The organism is Streptomyces fagopyri (assembly GCF_009498275.1).
Taxonomy (GTDB): Bacteria; Actinomycetota; Actinomycetes; order Streptomycetales; family Streptomycetaceae; genus Streptomyces; species Streptomyces fagopyri.
The window spans coordinates 6,243,221-6,264,301 of the sequence record NZ_CP045643.1 but is presented as its reverse complement, the minus strand read 5'-3'; the positions used below and the strand labels follow the sequence as shown (position 1 = coordinate 6,264,301).

At 71.7% G+C, this 21,081-nt stretch carries 18 protein-coding genes and 1 pseudogene; 10 read left to right on the top strand and 9 right to left on the bottom strand.

Going from position 1 to position 21,081, the window contains the following annotated elements:
* Positions 1–520 precede the first annotated feature (520 nt).
* On the bottom strand, positions 521–1,759 hold the full coding sequence (locus GFH48_RS26975; RefSeq protein ID WP_407698668.1) for an ROK family transcriptional regulator: 1,239 nt from the start codon (positions 1,757–1,759) through the stop codon (positions 521–523).
* Positions 1,760–1,878: 119 nt separating this feature from the next.
* On the opposite strand from GFH48_RS26975, the gene GFH48_RS39350 reads away from it, so the two are divergent.
* Positions 1,879–3,735, top strand: coding sequence for an MGH1-like glycoside hydrolase domain-containing protein (locus tag GFH48_RS39350; RefSeq protein ID WP_407698667.1), 1,857 nt, complete (start codon positions 1,879–1,881; stop codon positions 3,733–3,735).
* Entirely contained in the window at positions 3,732–5,669 is a 1,938-nt protein-coding gene (locus tag GFH48_RS26960; RefSeq protein WP_153293125.1) for an amylo-alpha-1,6-glucosidase, read from the top strand. The genes GFH48_RS39350 and GFH48_RS26960 overlap by 4 nt, the downstream gene beginning before the upstream one ends.
* A gap of 6 nt (positions 5,670–5,675) precedes the next feature.
* Here GFH48_RS26960 and GFH48_RS26955 read toward each other — a convergent pair whose 3' ends face one another.
* Entirely contained in the window at positions 5,676–6,203 is a 528-nt protein-coding gene (locus GFH48_RS26955) for a hypothetical protein (RefSeq protein WP_153290722.1), read from the bottom strand.
* A 70-nt stretch (positions 6,204–6,273) separates the two neighbouring features.
* Positions 6,274–7,452, bottom strand: a complete 1,179-nt coding sequence (gene dusB, locus GFH48_RS26950) for a tRNA dihydrouridine synthase DusB (protein WP_153290721.1) — start codon at positions 7,450–7,452, stop codon at positions 6,274–6,276.
* Between the two features lie 165 nt (positions 7,453–7,617).
* On the opposite strand from dusB, the gene GFH48_RS26945 reads away from it, so the two are divergent.
* Entirely contained in the window at positions 7,618–9,078 is a 1,461-nt protein-coding gene (locus GFH48_RS26945) for an MFS transporter (RefSeq protein ID WP_153290720.1), read from the top strand.
* Here the strand turns inward: GFH48_RS26945 and GFH48_RS26940 are convergent.
* Positions 9,075–9,974 carry a helix-turn-helix transcriptional regulator gene (locus tag GFH48_RS26940; RefSeq protein ID WP_153290719.1) on the bottom strand — a complete coding sequence of 300 codons (900 nt, stop codon included), beginning with the start codon at positions 9,972–9,974 and terminating at the stop codon, positions 9,075–9,077. The two genes, GFH48_RS26945 and GFH48_RS26940, sit on opposite strands and share 4 nt — an antisense overlap.
* A gap of 100 nt (positions 9,975–10,074) precedes the next feature.
* Here GFH48_RS26940 and GFH48_RS26935 point away from each other — a divergent pair, with 100 nt between their 5' ends.
* Positions 10,075–11,505 (top strand): MFS transporter, encoded by a 1,431-nt coding sequence (locus GFH48_RS26935; RefSeq protein ID WP_153290718.1) that lies wholly within the window; start codon positions 10,075–10,077, stop codon positions 11,503–11,505.
* A gap of 314 nt (positions 11,506–11,819) precedes the next feature.
* Here GFH48_RS26935 and GFH48_RS39345 read toward each other — a convergent pair whose 3' ends face one another.
* Positions 11,820–12,230 carry a VOC family protein gene (locus GFH48_RS39345; RefSeq protein ID WP_228121404.1) on the bottom strand — a complete coding sequence of 137 codons (411 nt, stop codon included), beginning with the start codon at positions 12,228–12,230 and terminating at the stop codon, positions 11,820–11,822.
* Positions 12,219–12,932 (bottom strand): annotated as a pseudogene (locus tag GFH48_RS39340) (transporter substrate-binding domain-containing protein); the annotation flags it as partial. The gene GFH48_RS39345 and the pseudogene GFH48_RS39340, both read right to left, overlap by 12 nt.
* A gap of 141 nt (positions 12,933–13,073) precedes the next feature.
* Between GFH48_RS39340 and GFH48_RS26925 the strand changes: the two are divergent.
* Positions 13,074–13,280 carry a hypothetical protein gene (locus tag GFH48_RS26925; RefSeq protein WP_153290717.1) on the top strand — a complete coding sequence of 69 codons (207 nt, stop codon included), beginning with the start codon at positions 13,074–13,076 and terminating at the stop codon, positions 13,278–13,280.
* Between the two features lie 23 nt (positions 13,281–13,303).
* Here the strand turns inward: GFH48_RS26925 and GFH48_RS26920 are convergent, their stop codons facing one another.
* Positions 13,304–13,903 carry a TetR/AcrR family transcriptional regulator gene (locus tag GFH48_RS26920; RefSeq protein ID WP_153290716.1) on the bottom strand — a complete coding sequence of 200 codons (600 nt, stop codon included), beginning with the start codon at positions 13,901–13,903 and terminating at the stop codon, positions 13,304–13,306.
* A 26-nt stretch (positions 13,904–13,929) separates the two neighbouring features.
* Positions 13,930–14,934 carry an aldo/keto reductase gene (locus tag GFH48_RS26915; protein WP_153290715.1) on the bottom strand — a complete coding sequence of 335 codons (1,005 nt, stop codon included), beginning with the start codon at positions 14,932–14,934 and terminating at the stop codon, positions 13,930–13,932.
* 269 nt (positions 14,935–15,203) lie between these two features.
* Between GFH48_RS26915 and GFH48_RS26910 the strand changes: the two genes are divergently transcribed.
* Entirely contained in the window at positions 15,204–16,256 is a 1,053-nt protein-coding gene (locus GFH48_RS26910) for a chitinase (RefSeq protein ID WP_153290714.1), read from the top strand.
* A 124-nt stretch (positions 16,257–16,380) separates the two neighbouring features.
* Here the strand turns inward: GFH48_RS26910 and GFH48_RS26905 are convergent, their stop codons facing one another.
* Complete coding sequence (locus GFH48_RS26905) at positions 16,381–17,763, bottom strand: glycine--tRNA ligase (protein ID WP_153290713.1); 1,383 nt, start codon at positions 17,761–17,763, stop codon at positions 16,381–16,383.
* A 164-nt stretch (positions 17,764–17,927) separates the two neighbouring features.
* Between GFH48_RS26905 and GFH48_RS26900 the strand changes: the two genes are divergently transcribed.
* Genes GFH48_RS26900 through GFH48_RS26885 form a run of 4 tightly spaced genes read left to right on the top strand, consistent with a single transcriptional unit; the run spans position 17,928 to position 21,055 of the window.
* A complete protein-coding gene (locus GFH48_RS26900; RefSeq protein WP_153290712.1) occupies positions 17,928–18,890 on the top strand; it encodes a metal ABC transporter substrate-binding protein in 963 nt (320 codons plus the stop codon).
* Positions 18,891–18,907: 17 nt separating this feature from the next.
* Positions 18,908–19,678, top strand: a complete 771-nt coding sequence (locus GFH48_RS26895; RefSeq protein WP_153290711.1) for a metal ABC transporter ATP-binding protein — start codon at positions 18,908–18,910, stop codon at positions 19,676–19,678.
* Positions 19,678–20,580, top strand: a complete 903-nt coding sequence (locus GFH48_RS26890) for a metal ABC transporter permease (RefSeq protein WP_153290710.1) — start codon at positions 19,678–19,680, stop codon at positions 20,578–20,580. The genes GFH48_RS26895 and GFH48_RS26890 overlap by 1 nt, the downstream gene beginning before the upstream one ends.
* A 58-nt stretch (positions 20,581–20,638) precedes the next feature.
* Positions 20,639–21,055, top strand: coding sequence for a Fur family transcriptional regulator (locus GFH48_RS26885; RefSeq protein ID WP_153290709.1), 417 nt, complete (start codon positions 20,639–20,641; stop codon positions 21,053–21,055).
* The last annotated feature ends 26 nt before the right edge of the window (positions 21,056–21,081 follow it).

Below are 21,081 nucleotides of genomic sequence, written 5' to 3'. Positions count from 1 at the left end.
TGTAACCACCCGTCCGCCACGCGATCGAAAGTCAAGGCTTGGCAAGCGGTCGGAGCGGGATGTTTTCACTTCTTGAACGAGCGAGAGCGCGCCCATCGATATTCACGCTCACCTGAGCAGCCTCCGGCACGTCTGAGTTTAATCGATGAACGATCAGGGGGTGGCACTGAGTGCCACCCCTTAGGGAAGTGCAGTCGCTCAAGATCCGCTCATTTGAGCGTCACCCCGATCAGAGGTGGCGAGAATCACGCCGGAAGGACGGCCGGTATTTCACCATGCGGACCACGACTCGGACCCGACACACGACTGTCATACGACGTCTGGTGCCGCTGGGGCCACGGGCTGAGCGCCCGTGCGGGCGGCTGCCGCCGGGTGCCGGAGACCGAGTGCCGATGGGTGGCGGATGGCGGATGCCGCCGGGTGCCGGGGGCTGAGTGCCGATGGGTGCCGGGTGCCGGTGGCAGCCGGGGGCTGAGTGCCGCCGCGTGGCGGGTGGCGGTCGTCCCCGGGTGCCGGGGCCTCATACGCCCAGTGCCGCCAGCCGCTCCTCGGCCCGCTCCGGCGCGTACAGGTACTCCACGACCAGCGCCCCGGCACCGACCAGTCCGGCCCGCTCGCCGAGCCTCGACGTCACCACGTCCAGATGAGCGGTGGAGCGGGGCAGCGCCCGCTGGTAGAGCAGTTCACGCACACCCGTGAGGAACGGGGTCCCGGCCAGGTCTCCGGCGATCATCAACACACCCGGGTTGAGCAGGGTCACGACGGTCGCGAGAACGTCTCCGACCTGCCGCCCCGCCTCCCGGGCGAGCGCCATCGCCTCCGGGTTCCCGGCCGTCAGCAGGTCGCGGACGTCCGAGCCGGAGGCGGCCGGCACCCCCGCCTCCACGAGCCGCCGCGCCACGGCACCACCGCTCGCGACGGCGGCCAGGCATCCGTACGACCCGCACCGGCACAGCGCGTCGGCGCCGACCCGGATGTGTCCTATGTCGCCGGCGCCGCCGTCGACACCCCGGTAGATGGAGCCGCCGACCACCATGCCCGCGCCGATACCGGTGGAGACCTTGACCAGGGCGAACGCCGAGCAGTCCGGGTACCCGGTGCGCTGTTCGCCGTACGCCATCAGGTTGGCGTCGTTGTCGACGAGGACGGGGACCCCGGCCCCCGTGCCGCCGCCCGCGTGTTCCGCGAAGGCTCGCCCCAGGCGCCCGCGGATGTCGTAACCGTCCCAGCCCGGCATGATCGGCGGCTGCACGACCTTGCCGGTCTCGCTGTCGACCGGCCCCGGCACCGCCAGTCCGATCCCGCACACCGAACCGGCGGCCCGCCCGGCCTTCTCCAGCAGTTCGCCGAACCAGCCGCCCAGTTCACCGAGGACGGCGTCCGGGCCGTCCTCGATACGCAGCGTGCCGTGGTGCTCGGCCTGGATCTCGCCGGTCAGCGAGACCACGGCGGCCCGGCCGTGCCGGGTGTCCAGGTCGGCGGCGAGGACGACGGCGTGCGCGTCGTCGAACTCCAGCGTGATGGAGGGGCGTCCGCCCAGCGGGGAGTCCACCGGGCCGCCCGCGCCCTGACGCAGCCAGCCCGCGCGGAAGAGCCGGTCGAGGCGCTGACCGACCGTGGCCCGCGACAGACCGGTGGCCTGTTGCAGCGCGCCGCGCGTCGTGGCCCGGCCGCTGCGCACCAGGTCGAGCAGATCTCCGGCGCTTGCCTGGTTCCCGGCCCTCATGGACTTCGCCGCCCTTCCCGTCATGCCGGTCATGCCCAACCCCTTGCGTTCCCCAACTCTGCATTACATATTGAGTTTTGCGTGTTAAATAGACGTAACCCTACGGTACCCAGTGCCGAACCGGTCGGCCGGACGTCTTCGGGGAGACCTGAGTGGACAGCACAACCCAACTCGCCATCCGCCGCGCGGGAATCACCGCCCCCGTGCGCGCCTCGGGCTCCCCCGCTCCGCCCGGCTCGCGCGAGATCACCCATGCCGCCGCCGACGTATACGATCCCGTCCAATCCGCCGGCCCGCCGCACGTCAGGGCCGCCCACGTGCTCGAAGACAACTGGACGGGAACGTCCACCGTGCCCTCGCGCGGCCTGTATCCGCACCAGTGGTCCTGGGACTCGGCCTTCATCGCGATCGGGCTGCGTCATCTGTCCCCCCTGCGGGCGCAGACGGAGTTGGAGACCCTGCTCGGCGCCCAGTGGGGCGACGGCCGGATTCCGCACATCGTGTTCAACCCCTCCGTCCCGCTCGACGCGTACTTCCCCAGCCCCGACTTCTGGCGCTCCTCGACCGCGGGACGCGCCGCGGGCGCCCCGCGCACCGTACAGACGTCCGGCATCGTGCAGCCACCGGTGCACGCGCTCGCCACCTGGCTGGTGCACCAGGCCGACCCCGGCCTGTCCCGCGCGCGGTCCTTCCTCACCCGGATGTATCCCCGCCTCGCGGCCTGGCACCGCTATCTGCTGCACCGCCGGGACCTGGGCGGCGGCGGGCTCGCCTCCGTGGTCCACCCCTGGGAGCAGGGCATGGACAACAGTCCCTGCTGGGACGCCCCGTTGAGCCGGATCACCCCGGCCCCGCCGCGCACCTTCCGGCGCGCCGACCTCGACCACGGCTCCGCCGAGGACCGCCCCACGGATCTCGACTACGGGCGGTACGTGCGGCTCGCCACGGACTACCGGGACGGCGGGTACGCCGACGGGACCGGAGACGGGTCCGGAGACGGGTTCGGAGACGGGTCCGGCCGCTTCGCCGTCGAGGACCCGGCGTTCAACGCGCTGCTGATCGCCTCCGAGCACGCGCTCGCGGCCATCGCCCGGGAACTCGGTGCTGCGGGGACCGCGCGGCACGCACGCGCGGAGCGTCTGACGGCGGCCCTGGTGGAGCGGCTGTGGGACCCGGCCGAGGGGATGTTCTTCTGCCGCGACGTGTACGGCGACGACGAGAGCGGCGCTCTCGGAGCGGAGCGATGCTCTCCGAGCGGTGACCTTGCTTCGGGGCCCGGTCCACAGAGCGGTGCTCACGGAACGGAGCAGTGCTCACGGAGCGGTGATCGTGCCTCGGAGCGACCCACGCGGAGCGGTGATCGCGAAGTGCAGCCACGCTCACGGAGCGGTGCTCACGAAACGGAGCGGCGGTTACGGAGCGGTGCTCACCATGCGGAGCACCGCTCTCCGGGCGGTGCGCTGATCCCGGAACGCAGTGTCGCCGGACTGCTCCCGCTCATCCTGCCCGCGCTGCCCCGCGACATCGCCACCACTCTCGTCCGCACCGCGGCCGGCCCGCACTTCGGGCTCGGCGGGGTCTCCCGGCTGGTGCCCAGCTACGACCTGACCGGGCACGCCTTCGACCCGCGCCGCTACTGGCGTGGGCCGGCCTGGTTCAACACCAACTGGCTGCTGGAGCGCGGGCTGCGGCTGCACGGGGAGCACGGGCGCGCGCGGGAGCTGCGTTCGGCGCTGCTGGAGACGGCGGACGCGTCCGGGTTCGCGGAGTACGTGGATCCGTACACCGGCGAGGCCTGCGGAGCACTCGGCTTCAGCTGGACGGCCGCGCTGACGCTGGACCTGCTGCACGAGCCCTCGGGGGCGGACCAGGCCGTCGTGTCCCGGCCGGGGCGCGACGCGTTCGACACGGACACGGCACAGGGCGCGGCCCCGCACGGCACACCGCCGGGCGGCACGGCGCCGCGCAGTTCATTCGAGACGGGCGCCAAGGGAGGGGACCGGGGATGACGGACCGGCATCATCTGCTCGTGCACGGTGGGACGTTCGCCGCCGTCGGTGACGGCGGGGACATCAGCGGGGTGCGGGGCGGCAGCTCCCCGGACGGGCTGTTCGTACGGGACGCCCGGCACCTCAGCCGCTGGCAGCTGACCGTCGACGGCGCGGTGCCCGAGGCGCTGACGCCGGTCTCGGACGGCGACACGGCACGCTGTGTGCTCGTCCCGCGCGGCGGTCGCAACGAACCGCCCGCGTACACGCTCTTCCGTGAACAGGCGGTCACCGACGGCGCGTTCGTGGAGGCGCTGGGGCTCACCAGCAACCGTCCGACGCCCACGACCGTGCGTGTCGCGCTGACCGTGGACGCCGACTTCACGGACCAGTTCGAGCTGCGCTCCGACCACCGCACGTACACCAAGACCGGTGCCGTACGAGGGCGCCGGATCCTGGACGACGGCGTGGAGTTCAGCTACCGGCGCGGGGAGTGGCGGTCCTGTACGACGGTGACCTCCGAGCCGCCGCCGGACGGGGTCGAGGAGACGGGCACGGGCGCCCGGCGCCTCGTCTGGACCCTGGACCTCCCGCCGCACGCCTCGGCGGAGCTGTCGCTGCGCGTCGCGGCACGTCCGCACGGCGCGCTGAAGGAGCCGGAGGTGCCGCGGTCCCCCGCGGCGGCGAACGAGCGACTGCTCGCGCTGGAGGACGAGTTCGCGGAGGGGGTGCCCTTCCCGACCGGCTGGCCGGAGCTGGCCGCGGCCTGCGCGCGCGGGCTGTCGGACCTCGCGGTGCTCCAGGTCCCGGCGACCGGCCCGGACGGCGAGGAGCTGCGGGTGCCGGCCGCGGGGGTCCCCTGGTTCCTCACCCTGCTGGGCCGTGACGCCCTGCTGACCTCGCTGTTCGCGCTCCCCTACCGTCCCCGGCTCGCCGCCGCCACGCTGCCCGCGCTCGCCGCGACGCAGGCGGTCGAGGTGGGGGCTGGCGCGGTGGCCCAGCCCGGCAAGATCGTGCACGAGGTCCGGCACGGCGAGCTGGCGCACTTCGGGCAGGTGCCGTACGGGAGGTACTACGGATCGGTGGACGCCACGCCGCTGTTCCTGGTGCTGCTCGGCGCGTACACCGAGCAGACCGGTGACGTGACCCTGGCCCGGCGGCTGGAGTCGCACGCCCGCGCGGCGATCGGCTGGATGCTCGACCACGGCGGCCTGACCTCGTGCGGCTATCTCGTCTACCGCGCGGACGGCGGCGGTCTCGCCAACCAGAACTGGAAGGACTCCCCGGGTGCGATCTGCTCGGCGGACGGCAGCCGCCCCAGCGGCCCGGTGATGGCGGCGGGCGCGCAGGGATACGCGTACGACGCGCTGCGCCGCACCGCTCATCTGTCCCGTACGGTCTGGGGCGACGAGGTCTACGCGGCCCTTCTGGAACAGGCCGCGGGTGATCTCCGCGACCGCTTCCAGCGGGACTTCTGGATGAGCGAACAGGCTTTTCCCGCACTGGCGTTGGACGGTGACGGTCGGCAGGTCGACGCGCTCGCCTCGGACGCGGGCCATCTGCTGTGGTCCGGTCTCCTGGACAAGGAGTACGGCGAACTGGTCGGCCGGCGTCTGCTGGAGCCGGACTTCTTCTCGGGCTGGGGCGTACGCACACTGGCCGCCGGGCAGAGTGCGTACCACCCGCTGTCGTACCACCGCGGTTCCGTCTGGCCGCACGACAACGCGCTGATCACGCTGGGGCTGGCCCGCTACGGCCTGCACGACGAGGCCCGCGCGGTCGCCCACGCCCTGGTCGACGCGGCCACGGCGGCCGGCCACCGACTCCCCGAGGTCCTCGCGGGCTACGGCCGTGCCACGCACGCGGAGCCGGTGCCCTACCCGCACGCGTGCGTACGGGAGTCGAGGTCCGCGGCGGCGCCGCTGGCGCTGCTCACGGCGGTGGGGGGAGCCTGACGGTCCTCAGACGGTGTTCATGGCGTCCCGGGCCGTCCCGGTGAACCGCTCCAGCGTGTGGCGGAAGACCTCGTGGGCCCCGTCGAAGCGCTGGTGGGCGCCCGGGTCGCCGCGAGTCACGTGCCACAGCGCCCGGTTGGCCTGCGCCGCCGCCTGCTGAAGGGCCGTGGCCGCCTCGGCGGCGGGGACCGGGCCCTCCAGGACGACGACCCGGACCGCGCGCATGAGCGGGTCGAAGGCGCCGCGCAGTTCGTCGCGCAGTTCCTGAACGCACGTCAGACGGTCGTCGGGGTCGTCGAGTTGCGCGTAGGCGTCACCGACCCGCCAGTACAACTGGCCGGTGAGGTGCGCCTGTTCCATGAGGTCGAGGTAGGCGCCCCGCCGGGTCTCCCGGATCCGGTCGCGGTGCTGGACCCGGGCCGACGCCTCGGCCTGGACCCGGGCCGCGCGGGCGTTGCCCTGGGTGGTCACCCAGCTGGCGAGCACCGCCGTCGCGCCGGTGAAGACCGCGACCCACACCGTGCTGTCCGTCACGCCGATCAGTGTCGGGGAGCGGTGTTCCCCTGTCGAGGGCGCCTGCCGTCGGCGGGTGAGACGGGTGCGGTCAGCCCCCGGAGGTGTCCAGTTCGGCGTCCTCGCCGATGCCCGCGCAGTCGTACGGGTCCTGCAGCCAGCCGTCCGGCAGGACGACCCGGTTGTTGCCGGAGGTGCGGCCGCGGGGACCGTCGGCGCCGGCCGGCCATGCCTGGTCGAGGTCCAACTCCTCCAGTCCCTCGGAGAGTTCGGCCAGTGACGAGGTGATCGCGAGGCGCTTTCGCATGTCGGAACCGACCGCGAAGCCCTTCAGGTACCAGGCCACGTGCTTGCGGAAGTCGATGACGCCGCGCGCCTCGTCGCCGATCCACTCGCCGAGCAGGCCGGCATGCCGGACCATGACGGCCGCGACCTCCCGGAGGGTCGGGCGGACGCCGGGTCCCCCTGGGCCTTCGGCCAGGCCGTCCGTACGGCCTTCGAAGGCCGCCACCAGGTCGGCGAACAGCCACGGCCGGCCGAGGCAGCCGCGCCCGACCACGACGCCGTCGCAGCCGGTCTCGCGCACCATCCGCAGCGCGTCCTCGGCGGACCAGATGTCGCCGTTGCCGAGGACGGGGATCTCCGGCACGTGCTCCTTGAGACGTGCGATGGCGTCCCAGTCCGCCGTGCCGCCGTAGTGCTGAGCAGCGGTGCGGCCGTGCAGCGCGATGGCCGTGACACCCTCCTCGACGGCGATCCGGCCGGCGTCCAGGAAGGTGATGTGGTCGTCGTCGATGCCCTTGCGCATCTTCATGGTGACCGGCAGGTCCCCGGCGCCGCTCACGGCCTCGCGCAGGATCGCCCGCAGCAGGTTGCGCTTGTAGGGGAGGGCGGAGCCGCCGCCCTTGCGCGTCACCTTCGGTACCGGGCAGCCGAAGTTCAGGTCGATGTGGTCGGCGAGGTCCTCCTCCGCGATCATGCGGACGGCCTTGCCGACGGTCGCCGGGTCCACGCCGTACAGCTGGATCGAGCGCGGCTGCTCGCTCGCGTCGAAGCGGATCAGCTGCATGGTCTTCTCGTTGCGCTCGACCAGCGCCCGCGTGGTGATCATCTCGCTGACGAACAGGCCCTTGCCGCCGCTGAACTCCCGGCACAAGGTGCGGAAGGGCGCGTTCGTGATCCCGGCCATGGGGGCCAGGACGACGGGCGGCTGGACGGTGTGGGGGCCGATCGACAGCGGAGTGGCGGGGGCGAGGACGGTCGTGGACATTCCCCCATTGTCGCGTACCGGAGCGGGTGCCGTGACAGTGGCCGGCGGCCTCCCCGGAAGTGCGGTGGCCGCCGGGGACGCCGGGGACGCGCCGTGACCGCCGTCACCCGATCGAGTGAGGTTCATTAGTTAGACGCACTATCGAAGTGGGCGTAGGCTTGTGGAATGCCCGAGCTCACCCCACGCCACCGCCTCCTGGTGCTCGCGATCTGCTGCATGAGCCTGCTGATCGTGAGCCTGGACAACACGGTGCTGAACGTCGCCCTGCCCTCGATGCAGAAGGAACTGCACGCGAGTGTCGCCGGCCTCCAGTGGACGATCGACGCGTACACGCTGGTCCTCGCGTCGCTGCTGATGCTCGCGGGTTCGACCGCCGACCGCATCGGCCGGCGCCGGATCTTCAAGGCGGGCCTGGTGATCTTCACCATCGGCTCGGTGCTGTGCTCCCTCGCCCCGAATCTCGAGTCCCTGATCGCCTTCCGCATGGTGCAGGCGGTCGGCGGTTCGATGCTGAACCCGGTGGCGATGTCGATCATCACCAACACCTTCACGGACCCGCGCGAGCGCGCCCGCGCGATCGGCGCCTGGGGCGCCGTGGTGGGCATATCGATGGCCGCGGGCCCGCTGGTCGGCGGACTCCTGGTGGACTCGGTGGGCTGGCGCTCGATCTTCTGGATCAATCTCCCGGTGGGCCTCGCCGCCCTCCTGCTCACCTGGCGCTACGTCCCGGAGTCCCGCGCCCCCAAGGCCCGCCGCCCCGACCCGGTCGGCCAGCTCCTCGTCATCGCGCTGCTCGGCTCGCTGACGTACGCGATCATCGAGGCGCCCGGTTCCGCCGTCGCCAGGACCGCGGTCTTCGGCGCGATCGCCGTCGCCGCCCTGCTCGGCCTGCTGTGGTACGAGCCCCGGCGCGCCGAACCCCTCATCGACCTGCGCTTCTTCCGCTCGGCGCCGTTCAGCGGGGCCACGGTCATCGCCGTCAGCGCGTTCGCGGCGCTCAGCGGATTCCTGTTCCTGTCGACGCTCTATCTGCAGAACGTCCGCGGTCTGGACGCGCTGCACGCGGGTCTGTGGATGCTGCCCATGGCGGCGATGTGCTTCGTGTGCGCGCCGCTGTCCGGGCGGCTGGTCGGCAACCGGGGCCCCCGGCTGTCCCTGCTCGTCGCCGGGATCACCATGACCGCGAGCGGTGTCCTGTTCGCCGGCTTCGAGGGCGAGACGTCGAACGTCACGCTCGTCATCGGGTACGTCCTGTTCGGCCTGGGCTTCGGTTTCGTGAACGCCCCCATCACCAACACCGCCGTCTCCGGCATGCCCCGCACGCAGGCCGGTGTCGCCGCCGCCGTCGCCTCGACGAGCCGCCAGATCGGCGGCACGCTCGGTGTCGCCGTGATAGGAGCCGTCCTGGCCTCCGGCGTGGGGGCGTCGGCCTACCGTGACACCTTCGTCGAGGCCGCCCGCCCCGCCTGGTGGATCATCGCCGGATGCGGCCTCGCCGTCCTGGTCCTGGGCGCGCTGACCAGCGGCCGCTGGGCGCGCGGAACGGCCGAACGGACGGCCCGCCGCCTGGAGTCCGTCGAGGTGAAGGACGCGGTGGGCGTACGCGCCCAGGACGCGCCCGCCTAGGCCGCCGCCCGCGCGATCTCGTACAGCTTCTCCAGCCCCTCCCGGCTCGACTCGTCGGTGGGGGCGTAGGTCACCATCCGGGCACCCATGTCGGGGGCGAGCCACAGGTCGGTGTGGTCGAGGGTGAGGAGCCCGACGTACGGGTTCAGGAACTGCTTCGTCTTGCTGCGGGCGCCCCCGAACACCTCGTAGCGCTCCCAGATCTCGCGGAACTCCGCCGACTCCGTCCGCAGGCGTTTGACCAGCATCTTCCACGCGGGCTCGCCGAGGTGTCCGGCCATCGACGCGCGCAGCTTGGCGGCCATCATCCGCATGGTCTCGTCGAGGAGCACGATCGACCTGCGCCACTCCTCGTGGGTGTAGACGAGGACCATGCAGTTGCGGTCCTCGGGCGCCACCGCGTCCAGGTCGCTCATCATCAGCCGGGCGTACGTACGGTTGTACGCCAGGATGTCGTACCGGCTGTTCTGGATGCAGGCCGGGACCGGTTCCAGCTGCGTCAGCATCTGGCGCAGCGCCGGGGTGAGCGTCGGGCACCGCGCGGCGGGCGTGGGGTCGGCGGCGCCGGCCAGCTGGAAGAGATGGGCGCGCTCGCTGGAATCCAGCAGCAGGGTGCGGGCCAGCGCGTCGAGAACCTGCTCGGAGACCTGGATGTCGCGGGCCTGTTCGAGCCAGGTGTACCAGGTGACGCCGACGGCCGAGAGCTGGGCGACCTCCTCGCGGCGCAGTCCCGGGGTGCGCCTGCGCCGGCCGCGGGGCAGCCCCACCTGCTCGGGCGGGATGCGCTCGCGCCGGTTGCGCAGGAAGGCGGCGAGTTCGTGCCGCCGGATCGCGCTTCCGCGCGGGGCCGCCCCGGCGGCCGGGGTGGTGGTCGTCTCCCGCACCATCGTCGTCATGCCTCCAGAGTGCCGTCCACCGGAACCTGTTTCCAGGTACTGCTTCTACCAGGATAAGGACACTCTGGTACCAGCCTGAGAAGGGGACGAAGCTCTTTACGTGACCGAAACCGGAACCCTGACCACACCAGTCCGATCACCGTCCGCGCCACCCCTCCTCGGTGGCCTCGGACTCTTCACCGTGCTGCTCGGTGCGGCACTCCCGCTCATCGACTTCTTCATCGTCAACGTGGCCCTCCCGACCATCGGCCGGGACCTGAACGCGAGCGAGGCCGTCCTCGAACTCGTCGTCGCCGGGTACGGGGTCTCGTACGCCGTCCTGCTCGTCCTGGGCGGCCGGCTCGGCGACCTCTTCGGGCGCCGTCAGCTCTTCCTCGGCGGCATGGCGGCCTTCGGCCTCACCTCACTGGCGTGCGGGCTCGCGCCCAGCGCCTGGACGCTGGTCGCGGCCCGCGTCGCACAGGGCGCGGCGTCCGCCGCGATGCTCCCGCAGGTGCTCGCCACCATCCAGGCGGCGACCGCGGGAACCCGCCGTGCCAAGGCCATGGGCCTGTACGGCGCCACGGCGGGGCTCTCCATGGTGGCCGGGCAGATACTCGGCGGCCTCCTGGTCGCCGCGGACATCGCGGGCACCGGCTGGCGCGCCGTGTTCCTCGTGAACGTCCCCGTCGTGCTCGTCGGCCTGGTCCTCGCCGCACGGGCGGTGCCGGAGACCCGCTCGCAGCACCCGGAGCCCATCGACACCTCCGGCACGGTCCTGCTCGCACTGTCGCTGCTCACGCTCCTGGCGCCGCTGACCGAGGGCCGCGCGGCGGGCTGGCCGCTGTGGACCTGGCTGTCGCTGGCCCTGTTCCCGCTGCTGGCGGCGGCGTTCTACTTCGTCGAGCGCCGGGAGGACCGGGCCGGCCGCACTCCCCTGGTGCCGCCGAGCCTGTTCGCGCTGACCTCACTGCGGCGGGGCCTGATCATGATCGTGCCGTTCTCGATCGGCTTCAGCGGCTTCATGTTCGTCATCGCGGTGGCGCTGCAACGGGGCGCGGGCCTCGGTCCGGTCGCGGCCGGGCTGGCACTCGCCCCGATGGCCGTGGTCTTCTTCGTCACCTCCCTCTGCGGGCCGCGGCTGATCGCCCGCCACGGCACCCGGGTCGTCACCGCGGGCGGCCTGATCCAGGCGGTGGGCGTGGCCCTCATCGCGCTCACCGCGTGGCGGTCCTGGCCGGACCTCGGAATGTGGGAGCTGCTCCCGGGCGCGGCGGTCGCCGGTGCGGGGCAGGCGCTCCAGTTGCCGGTGCTCATCCGGATCGTCCTCTCCGAGGTCCCGGCCGCGCGGGCCGGTGTCGGCAGTGGCGTGATGGCGACCACCCAGCAGTCGGCGCTCGCCGTCGGCGTCGCCACCCTGGGCACCCTGTTCCTGTCCCTCGCCCCGGGCCACGGCATGCGCGACGCCCTCGTGACGACACTGCTGGTACAGCTGGCGGGCGTGGTCCTGACGACGGCACTGAGCCTGCGGCTGCCGCGCACGGTCGGCTGAAGGGGGTCGCCGCGCGGGCGGGATCGCCGCGCGGGCTGAGCAGGGGCCCCGGTGGCGGACCGCCGGGGGCAGACCGGCCGGGCCCACCGACCACGCCGACCGGGGGCCGGACGACCGCGGCGAACCCGACGGGGGCCACCTGGCCGTGGCCGACCCGACCGGGATTCATCGGACCCTGACCGGCCCGAGCGGGGTTCATCGGACCCTGACCGGCCCGAGCGGGGTTCATCGGCCCATGGCCGGCCCGACCGGGGTTCATCCGACCGTGACCGACCCGGCCAGGACCACAGAGGATCGGGCGAGCGCCGGGTCGTTCAGTGGCCGACCAGGCAGAACGGGTGTCCGGCCGGATCCGCGTAGACGTGCCAGCCTCGCCCGGCGGAGTCGTCCAGCACGGTCGCGCCGCGCGAAAGGACCTGTTCGCGCGCGACGTCCAGGTCCGGGACGCCGAAGTCCAGATGGAACTGCTGGGGCCGGCTCGGCTGGGGCCAGCGCGGCGGCTCGTACTCCGCCACCCGCTGGAAGGCCAGGACCAGGCCGGACGGTGTGTGGAGCGTCGCCCAGCCCGCACCGAGCGCCCAGCGCCGGTCGGGCCGGTCGACTTCGCCGCCGAGCAGTTCCGCGTAGAACGCGGCCAGCCGGTGCGGGTCCGGGCAGTCCAGCACGACGCACTGCAGTTCGGCGGTGACGGGGGCCGGTCCCGGGCCGGCCGGCGGAGCGACCAGGGTCTGCGACTGTCCCGAGCGCCGCAGGGCGTCCGCGACGAAGCCGCCGGACTTCAGCTCCTCGACGAGGTCACGGAGGAAGCGCACGGTCTCGGGGCGGCGGGTCCTGGTCGTACCGACCGCCTGCCGGATCTGCATGAACCGGTCCTCGATCAGCCGGAGTTCGGTATGTTCCGCGACATACGCGGTCATCGGCTGCCGGATCCCGGCCGCGGCCTCCAGCCGCTCGGCACGGAACGTGTCGACGCCCTCCTCCCCGCGTACGACGGTCGCGTGCCGCAACGTGCGGGTGAGGAAGAGGTCGTAGGCGGACCCGCGCTTCACACCGATCCGTGTACCGGGACGGTCGACGTCGGCGGCGCTCGTGAGGTTCGAGTCACCGGGCACCGCGTACACGCCCTCGATCACCACGTACGGCTCCGTGAAGGCGACTTCGGCCTCGCGCGCGGGCTCGACGGCAAGGAAGCAGAGGTCGGCCCGGCCCTCCGCCATCGCCTCGTAGGACTTGCGGGCCGCGTCGAAGCAGAGGAGTTCCACCGGAAGTCCGAGCCGCGCGCCGATCTCGCGCGCGAGGTCCACGGTGATGCCGGCCGGGGACCGCGGGGTGCCCTGGGCCAGTACCGGGTTGCCCAGATTGATCGAGGCCCGCAGGGTGCCGTTCGGTGCGAGATCCCGCGCTATGGCGGCGACTTCGGTCGTCATGCGGCGGAGTCTAGGCCGCCGGCATCGCGGGCCCGGCGGTCAAGTCGTGGCCGAAGAGCCCCCGTTGATCTTGTCCATGCTGCACACTCCTTGCTGCACACGCCTTGCCGGGCAAGCCGAGCGGAAACACCAGGAGGTGTCATGCTGCAGATCAACACGAGCAAGGTGAGCCGCTGGGACCAGCACGGCCGCGAGCACGTCGTCCACGTCCAGCGGACGGGGATGCAGCGCACGATCAGGTGCGGTACCTGCGGCTGGCGCAAGGGCGCGCAGTTCCTGCCGTGGCTGAAGGCGGAGGAGCACCTCGCCGAGGCCCACCAGGCGACGGTGGACCCGACGGAGGGCTGAGCGCTCTCCGCCGGGCCCGCCGGTCAGGGCCGCAGGCCGCGCAGGACGAGGTCGACGACCGCCGTGAACTCGGCCTCGATGCCGGGCTGTTCCCATTCGCGGGCGTAGGCCGGGTCGTGGAAGCGGTTCGTGGCGTCGAAGAGCGCGCGGGCCGTCGCGGCGGCGTCGTCGTCCACCGCCGCGAAGTCTCCCTCGCGCACGCCTCGGCCGACGATGTCCGCGAGCTGCCCGACAAGGTCCAGGACGTGTTCCTCGACCACGCTGCTGGTGTCGGCGAGGAGCACGGTGTACGTGGCGAACAGCTCGGGGTCGTCGCCCGCCTTGTGCCGCTTGGCGGCGAACAGCGCGCCGAACCACTGTCTGAGGGCCTCGGGAGGCGTCTCGTCCGTCGTCCCGGCGATCCGGGCCAGCGTCTGCGACGTGCGGTCCAGCCAGCGTTTGGTGACCGCCTCCCGCAGCGCCGCCTTCGTACGGAAGTGGCGGTAGACGCTGCCGTGGCTGACGCCGAGCGCGCGGGCCACGTCCACCACGGTGGCCTTGGCGGGGCCGTGGCGGCGCAGTACCTCCTCGGTCACTTCGAGGATGCGCTCGGCGGTCAGGGTCTCGCTGGTCGGTGGTGCCATGACGACGACCGTACCCGGAGGTACCGTCAGCGCTCCGTGCCGAGGTGTGCCATCTGTGCCCGCGGGTAGCGGTCGCCCGCGGCGGCGCCGTCCGGCACGGCCTCCTCGATGGCGGTGAGGTCACCGGCGTCGAGGGTGACGTCGAGGGCGCCCAGCGCCTCCGTCAGCCGCTGCCGGGTGCGGGCGCCGACCAGCGGCACGATGTCCTCACCGCGTGAGAGCACCCAGGCGATGGCGATCTGGGCGACGGAGACGCCCTTCTGCTCGGCGACCTTGCGCAGCGCCTCGACGAGGGTGAGGTTGTGCCGCAGGTTCTCGCCCTGGAAGCGGGGGCTCATGGAGCGGAAGTCGTTCGCGCCCAGTTGCCGGTCGGCGGTGAAGTGGCCGGAGATCAGCCCGCGGGAGAGCACGCCGTACGCGGTGATCGAGATGCCCAGCTCGCGGGTGGTCGGCAGCACCTCGTCCTCGATGCCCCGGGAGATGAGCGAGTACTCGATCTGGAGGTCGCTGATGGGGGCGGTGGCGGCGGCCCGGCGGATGGTGTCGGCGCCGACCTCGCTGAGGCCGATGTACCGGACGTGGCCCTTCTCGACCAGTTCGGCGATCGCGCCGACCGTCTCCTCGATCGGTACTCCGGGGTCGGCCCGCGCGATCCGGTAGACGTCGATGTGGTCCACGCCGAGGCGCTGCAGGGAGTACGCGACGAAGTTCTTCACGGCGGCGGGCCGGCCGTCGTGGCCGCCCCAGCCGCCGTCCGGGTCGCGGAGCGCGCCGAACTTGACGCTGGTCCGAGCCTGTTCGCGCAGGGCCGCGGGGGCGGTGCGCAGGGCTTCGCCGATGAGCATCTCGTTGTGGCCCATGGCGTAGAAGTCGCCGGTGTCCAGCAGGGTCACGCCGGCTTCGAGTGCGGCGTGGACGGTCGCGATGGACTCGGCCCGGTCCGCGTCGCCGTACAGCGCGGACATGCCCATGCAGCCGAGGCCGAGGGCGGAGACCTGGGGGCCGTTCGTTCCGAGGGGACGGGTGCGCATGAAGGTTTCCTTGGGTTGGGGGGGGTGGGTGCCGTGCAGGCGGCCCGCATTCACCATGACATGACAGCTGACAGATTTCAATATCTGTCAGCTGTCACATGTCACGCGTCGCGCCGCGGCCACCGGGCCGACCGCCTCCGGCCGCCCCTCCGATCACCTCGGCGCCCCACCCTCATTTGGTCCAGACCTATTGACGACAGGTCCGGACCGCGCGCAATGTCATGTATGCGACACGCCCCCTCCGCGTCCCCCACTCCAGGAGGCCCCGCATGATCCGCCGGAAGTTGCGCCTGCTCGCCGTCGCGCTGGCGGCAGCCGTCCTCGCCCCCCTGTCGGTCGCCGCCGCCCCCACCGCGTCCGCGGCCGACACCTGCGCCGTGAAGTCCCGCCCGGCCGGCAAGGTCCTCCAGGGCTACTGGGAGAACTGGGACGGCTCGTCCAACGGGGTCCACCCACCCTTCGGCTGGACCCCGATCACCGACTCCCGCATCGCCGCGCACGGCCACAACGTGCTCAACGCGGCCTTCCCCGTGATCCGGTCCGACGGCACCGCACTGTGGGAGAACGGGATGGACGCGGGCGTGAAGGTCGCGACGCCCGCCGAGATGTGCGCGGCCAAGGCGGCCGGGCAGACGGTCCTGCTGTCCATCGGCGGGGCCGCCGCCGGGATCGACCTCAGTTCCTCCGCCGTCGCGGACCGGTTCGTGTCGACGATCGTGCCCATCCTGCAGAAGTACAACTTCGACGGGATCGACATCGACATCGAGACCGGCCTGGTCGGCAGCGGGGACATCGGCCGGCTCTCCACCTCCCAGGCCAACCTGGTCCGCATCATCGACGGGGTGCTGGCCCGTATGCCCGCGAACTTCGGGCTGACCATGGCACCCGAGACGGCCTACGTCACCGGCGGCAGCATCACGTACGGCTCGATCTGGGGCGCGTACCTGCCGATCGTCAAGAAGTACGCGGACAACGGCCGCCTGTGGTGGCTGAACATGCAGTACTACAACGGCAGCATGTACGGCTGCTCCGGCGACTCGTACGCGGCGGGCACCGTCCAGGGCTTCGTCGCGCAGACGGACTGCCTGAACAAGGGACTGGTGGTCCAGGGCACCACCGTCAAGGTGCCCTACGACAAGCAGGTCCCCGGTCTGCCGGCCCAGTCCGGGGCGGGCGGCGGCTACATGTCACCGAGCCTCGTCTCCCAGGCCTGGCGCCACTACGGGACCTCGCTCAAGGGCCTCATGACGTGGTCGGTCAACTGGGACGGCTCGAAGAACTGGACGTTCGGCGACAACGTGAAGGCGTTGCAGGGCCGTTGAGACACCACGAAGCCCCCGCCCCCCCGTGGTCACGGGGGGCGGGGGCTTCGCCGTCGGCCGGTCGGCCGGCCGCCGGTCGGTCAGCGGCGGGCCGCCGGTCGGTCAGCGGTCGGTCAGCGGTCGGTCAGCAGCCGATCAGACGGGACGCGAGGTAGCCCTCGATCTGGTCGAGCGACACGCGCTCCTGCTTCATCGAGTCGCGCTCGCGCACCGTCACCGCGTTGTCGTCGAGGGTGTCGAAGTCGACGGTGACGCAGAACGGGGTGCCGATCTCGTCCTGGCGGCGGTAACGGCGGCCGATGGCACCGGCGTCGTCGAAGTCGATGTTCCAGTTCTGGCGCAGCGCGGTGGCCAGGCCCTTGGCCTTGGGCGACAGCTCCGGGTTGCGGGAGAGCGGGAGGACGGCGACCTTGACCGGCGCGAGGCGCGGGTCGAGGCGCAGCACCGTGCGCTTCTCCATCTTGCCCTTGGCGTTGGGGGCCTCGTCCTCGACGTAGGCGTCGAGGAGGAAGGCCAGCATCGCGCGGCCGACACCGGCGGCGGGCTCGATGACGTAGGGGGTCCAGCGCTCGCCGGCCTCCTGGTCGAAGTAGGACAGGTCCTGGCCCGACGCCTTGGAGTGCGCCGTCAGGTCGTAGTCCGTGCGGTTGGCGACGCCTTCCAGCTCACCCCACTCGTTGCCGCCGAACTGGAAGCGGTACTCGATGTCGGCGGTGCGCTTGGAGTAGTGCGAGAGCTTCTCGGCCGGGTGGTCGTACCAGCGCATGTTCTCCTCGCGCATGCCGAGACCGGTGTACCAGCTCCAGCGCTGCTCCATCCAGTACTCCTGCCACTGCTCGTCCTCGCCCGGCTTGACGAAGAACTCCATCTCCATCTGCTCGAACTCGCGGGTGCGGAAGATGAAGTTGCCGGGCGTGATCTCGTTGCGGAAGGACTTGCCCATCTGCGCGATGCCGAACGGCGGCTTCCTGCGCGAGGCGGTCTGCACGCTGGCGAAGTTGGTGAAGATGCCCTGGGCGGTCTCGGGGCGCAGGTACGCGACGGAGCCGCTGTCCTGCGTGGGGCCGAGGTGGGTGGAGAGCAGGCCGGAGAACTGCTTGGGCTCGGTGAAGGTGCCCTTGTTGCCGCAGTTCGGGCAGTTCAGGTCGGTGAGACCGTGCTCGGGCAGGCGGCCGTGCTTCGCCTCGTACGCCTCCTCCATGTGGTCGGCGCGGTAGCGCTTGTGGCAGAAGGTGCACTCGGTCAGCGGGTCCGTGAAGGTGGCGACGTGACCGGAGGCGACCCACACCTCGGGGGCCAGGATCACGGACGAGTCGAGACCGACCACGTCCTCGCGCGACGTGACCATGTAGCGCCACCACTGGCGCTTCAGGTTCTCCTTGAGTTCGACGCCGAGCGGGCCGTAGTCCCAAGCGGCACGCTGTCCGCCGTAGATCTCACTACAGGGGAAAACGAAGCCACGGCGCTTGCTCAGGCTGACGATGGTGTCGATCTTGTCGGCGGCCACGATGCTCTCTTCAGTACGACGGACGGCGCGAATGACTCAGGTTACCGGCGCCGCCCACCCTCGTATCAAATCGGTTCGGTGACGACCCTCCTCGCCCGCCGTTCACCGAGGACTTGCCCAGGGCTTGTTGACAATCGTTTCCAGGTTTGTTGAAAATGACTGTCATGAACGTACGACGACGCCTCATATCCGGGTCCGCGGCACTCGCGGCCACCACTCTCGGTCTCGGCACCCTCTCCGCCTGTTCCGGGTCCGCGGCGGCCGACGGCGGGAACGACGGGAAGCTCGACGTCGTGGCGTCGTTCTACCCCATGCAGTTCCTCGCCGAGCAGATCGGCGGGACGCACGTGCACGTGACGAGCCTGACCGAGCCGGGCCAGGAACCGCACGACCTGGAGATCAGCGTCCGGCAGACCGTGCGGCTCGAGAAGGCGGGCGCCATCGTCTACCTCAAGGGCCTGCAGCCGGCCGTCGACACCGCCGTCGCCCAGTCCCAGGTCGGCACGAAGATCGACGCCGCGTCGCTGACCCGACTGGAGAAGCACGGCAACGAGGTCGGCGGGCACGCCGCCGCCCACGACGACAGCGACGGCGAGGAGACCGGGGCCACCGACCCGCACATCTGGCTCGACCCGGTGAAGTACGCCGAGGTCGCCCAGGGCGTCGGCAAGGGCCTGGAGAAGGCCGACCCCGGGCACGCCGCCGACTACCGGAAGAACACCGCCGCGCTGGTCGGGAAACTGGGAGCCCTGAACACCCGGTTCGCCGACGGGCTGCGGAGCACCAGGACCACCACCTTCATCACCACCCACGCCGCCTTCGGCTACCTCGCCGAGCGCTACGGACTCACCGAGGAGGCCATCAACGGCCTCGACCCGGAGTCGGAGCCCAGCGCGAACCGTGTGAAGGACCTTGAGAGGATGGCGAAGGCCGACGGCGTCTCGACGGTCTTCTACGAGACGCTCGTCAGCGACAAGACCGCGAAGACCATCGCCGGCGACGCGAAGCTGGGAACGGACGTCCTCGACCCGATCGAGGGCATCACCGCGAAGTCCCGGGGCGACGACTACTTCCAGGTCATGGAGTCCAACCTGAAGGCGCTGCAGAAGGCTCTGGGCGCCAAGTGATCCCTACGGAGGACGGCATGACGACCGAGCCGGTCATATCCCTGCGCCGTGTCACCGCCGAACTGGGCTCACGCCCCGTCCTGCGCGGCATCGATCTCACCGTCCACCGCGGCGAGGTCGTCGCGCTGCTCGGCGCGAACGGCTCGGGCAAGTCGACCGCCGTGCGCAGCGTCATCGGCCAAGTCACGGTCAGCGGGGGCGAGATCGAGCTCTTCGGTACACCGCGGCACCGTTTCCGCGAGTGGCGGCGCGTGGGGTACGTCCCGCAGCGCACGACCGCGGCCGGCGGCGTGCCCGCCACGGTCACCGAGATCGTCGCCTCCGGCCGGCTGTCCCGCGCCCGTTTCGGCGTGCTGCGCCGGGCCGATCACGAGGCCGTGCGGCACGCCCTGGAGCTCGTCGGCATGGCGGACCGCGCCAAGGACTCCGTGAACGCCCTCTCCGGCGGCCAGCACCAGCGGGTGCTGATCGCCCGCGCGCTGGCCTCCGAACCCGAACTGCTGATCATGGACGAGCCGATGGCGGGCGTCGACCTGGCGAGCCAGGAGGTGCTGGCGCGGACGCTCAGGCAACAGGTGGCGGCCGGCACCACGGTGCTGCTCGTCCTGCACGAACTGGGCCCTCTGGAGCCGCTGATCGACCGCGCGGTCGTCCTGCGCGACGGCTGCGTCCTGCACGACGGGCCGCCCCCGGCCGCGGTGGGCCAGCACGCCCTGCCCGGCCACGACCACGTACACCCGCACACGGCTCACGACGCCGAACCGATCCGGACGGGACTGCTGAGCTGATGGAGATCTTCGACTACACCTTCATGCAGCGGGCGCTGCTCGCCGCCGTCCTGGTGGGCATCACCGCGCCCGCCGTCGGCATCTACCTGGTCCAGCGCCGGCAGGCCCTGATGGGCGACGGGATCGGCCATGTGGCGATGACGGGCGTCGGCCTCGGCTTCCTGCTGTCGGCCAACCCCGTGTGGATGGCGACGGCCGTCTCCGTGCTGGGCGCCGTGATCATGGAGCTGATCCGCTGGTACGGCAAAACACGCGGCGACATCGCGCTCGCCATGCTCTTCTACGGCGGCATGGCGGGCGGCGTCATGTTCATCAACCTCGCGCCGGCCGGCTCGAACGCCAACCTGACCTCGTACCTCTTCGGCTCGCTCTCGACGGTCAGCGAGTCCGACGTGACGGCGATCTGCCTGCTGGCGGCCTTCGTGGTGCTGGTCACCGTGGGGCTGCGCCGGCAGCTGTTCGCGGTCAGCCAGGACGAGGAGTTCGCACGGGTGACCGGCCTGCCCGTGCGCGCGCTGAACCTGCTCACCGCCGTCACGGCGGCGGTCACCGTGACGGTGGCCATGCGTGTCGTCGGCCTGCTGCTGGTGAGCGCGCTGATGGTGGTGCCGGTCGCGGCGGCGCAACAGCTCAGCCGCAGCTTCGTCGCCACCTTCGTGATCGCGGTGGCGATCGGGGTGAGCGTGACGATCGGCGGGACGGTGACCTCGTTCTACCAGGACGTGCCGCCCGGTGCGACGATCGTGCTGCTGACCATCGGGGCGTTCATCGCGCTGACCGTGCTGGCGACACCGCTCGCCCGGCGCCGGGCGCGCGCCGCGGCGGCCGGACAGTCGGCCGGGGACCCGGCGGAGTGCGTGATTCCGGCCGGCCGTGCCCCGGAACGGAAGGTCGGCGTCTGACCACGGACAGTCCGGGCTGGCACAATGGCCGGGCAAGAGCAGACGCGAGGAGGCAACGGTGACTACCGCTGGATCGCCCGTTCGGGGCCGCTCCACCCGGCAGCGTGCCGCCGTGGCGGCGGCGCTCGACGAGGTGGACGAGTTCCGCAGTGCGCAGGAACTCCACGACATGCTCAAGCACAAGGGTGACTCCGTCGGGCTCACCACCGTGTACCGCACGCTGCAGAACCTCGCCGACGCCGGCGAGGTGGACGTGCTGCGCACCTCAGACGGCGAGTCCGTCTACCGCCGTTGCTCCACCGGCGAGCACCACCACCACCTCGTCTGCCGGGTCTGCGGCAAGGCGGTCGAGGTCGAGGGCCCCGCCGTCGAGAAGTGGGCCGAGACGATCGCGGCGGAGCACGGCTATGTGAACGTCGCGCACACGGTGGAGATCTTCGGCACCTGCGCGGACTGCGCCGCCGCCAAGGGGTAGCGGACGGCACCGACGGGTGCCCGAGG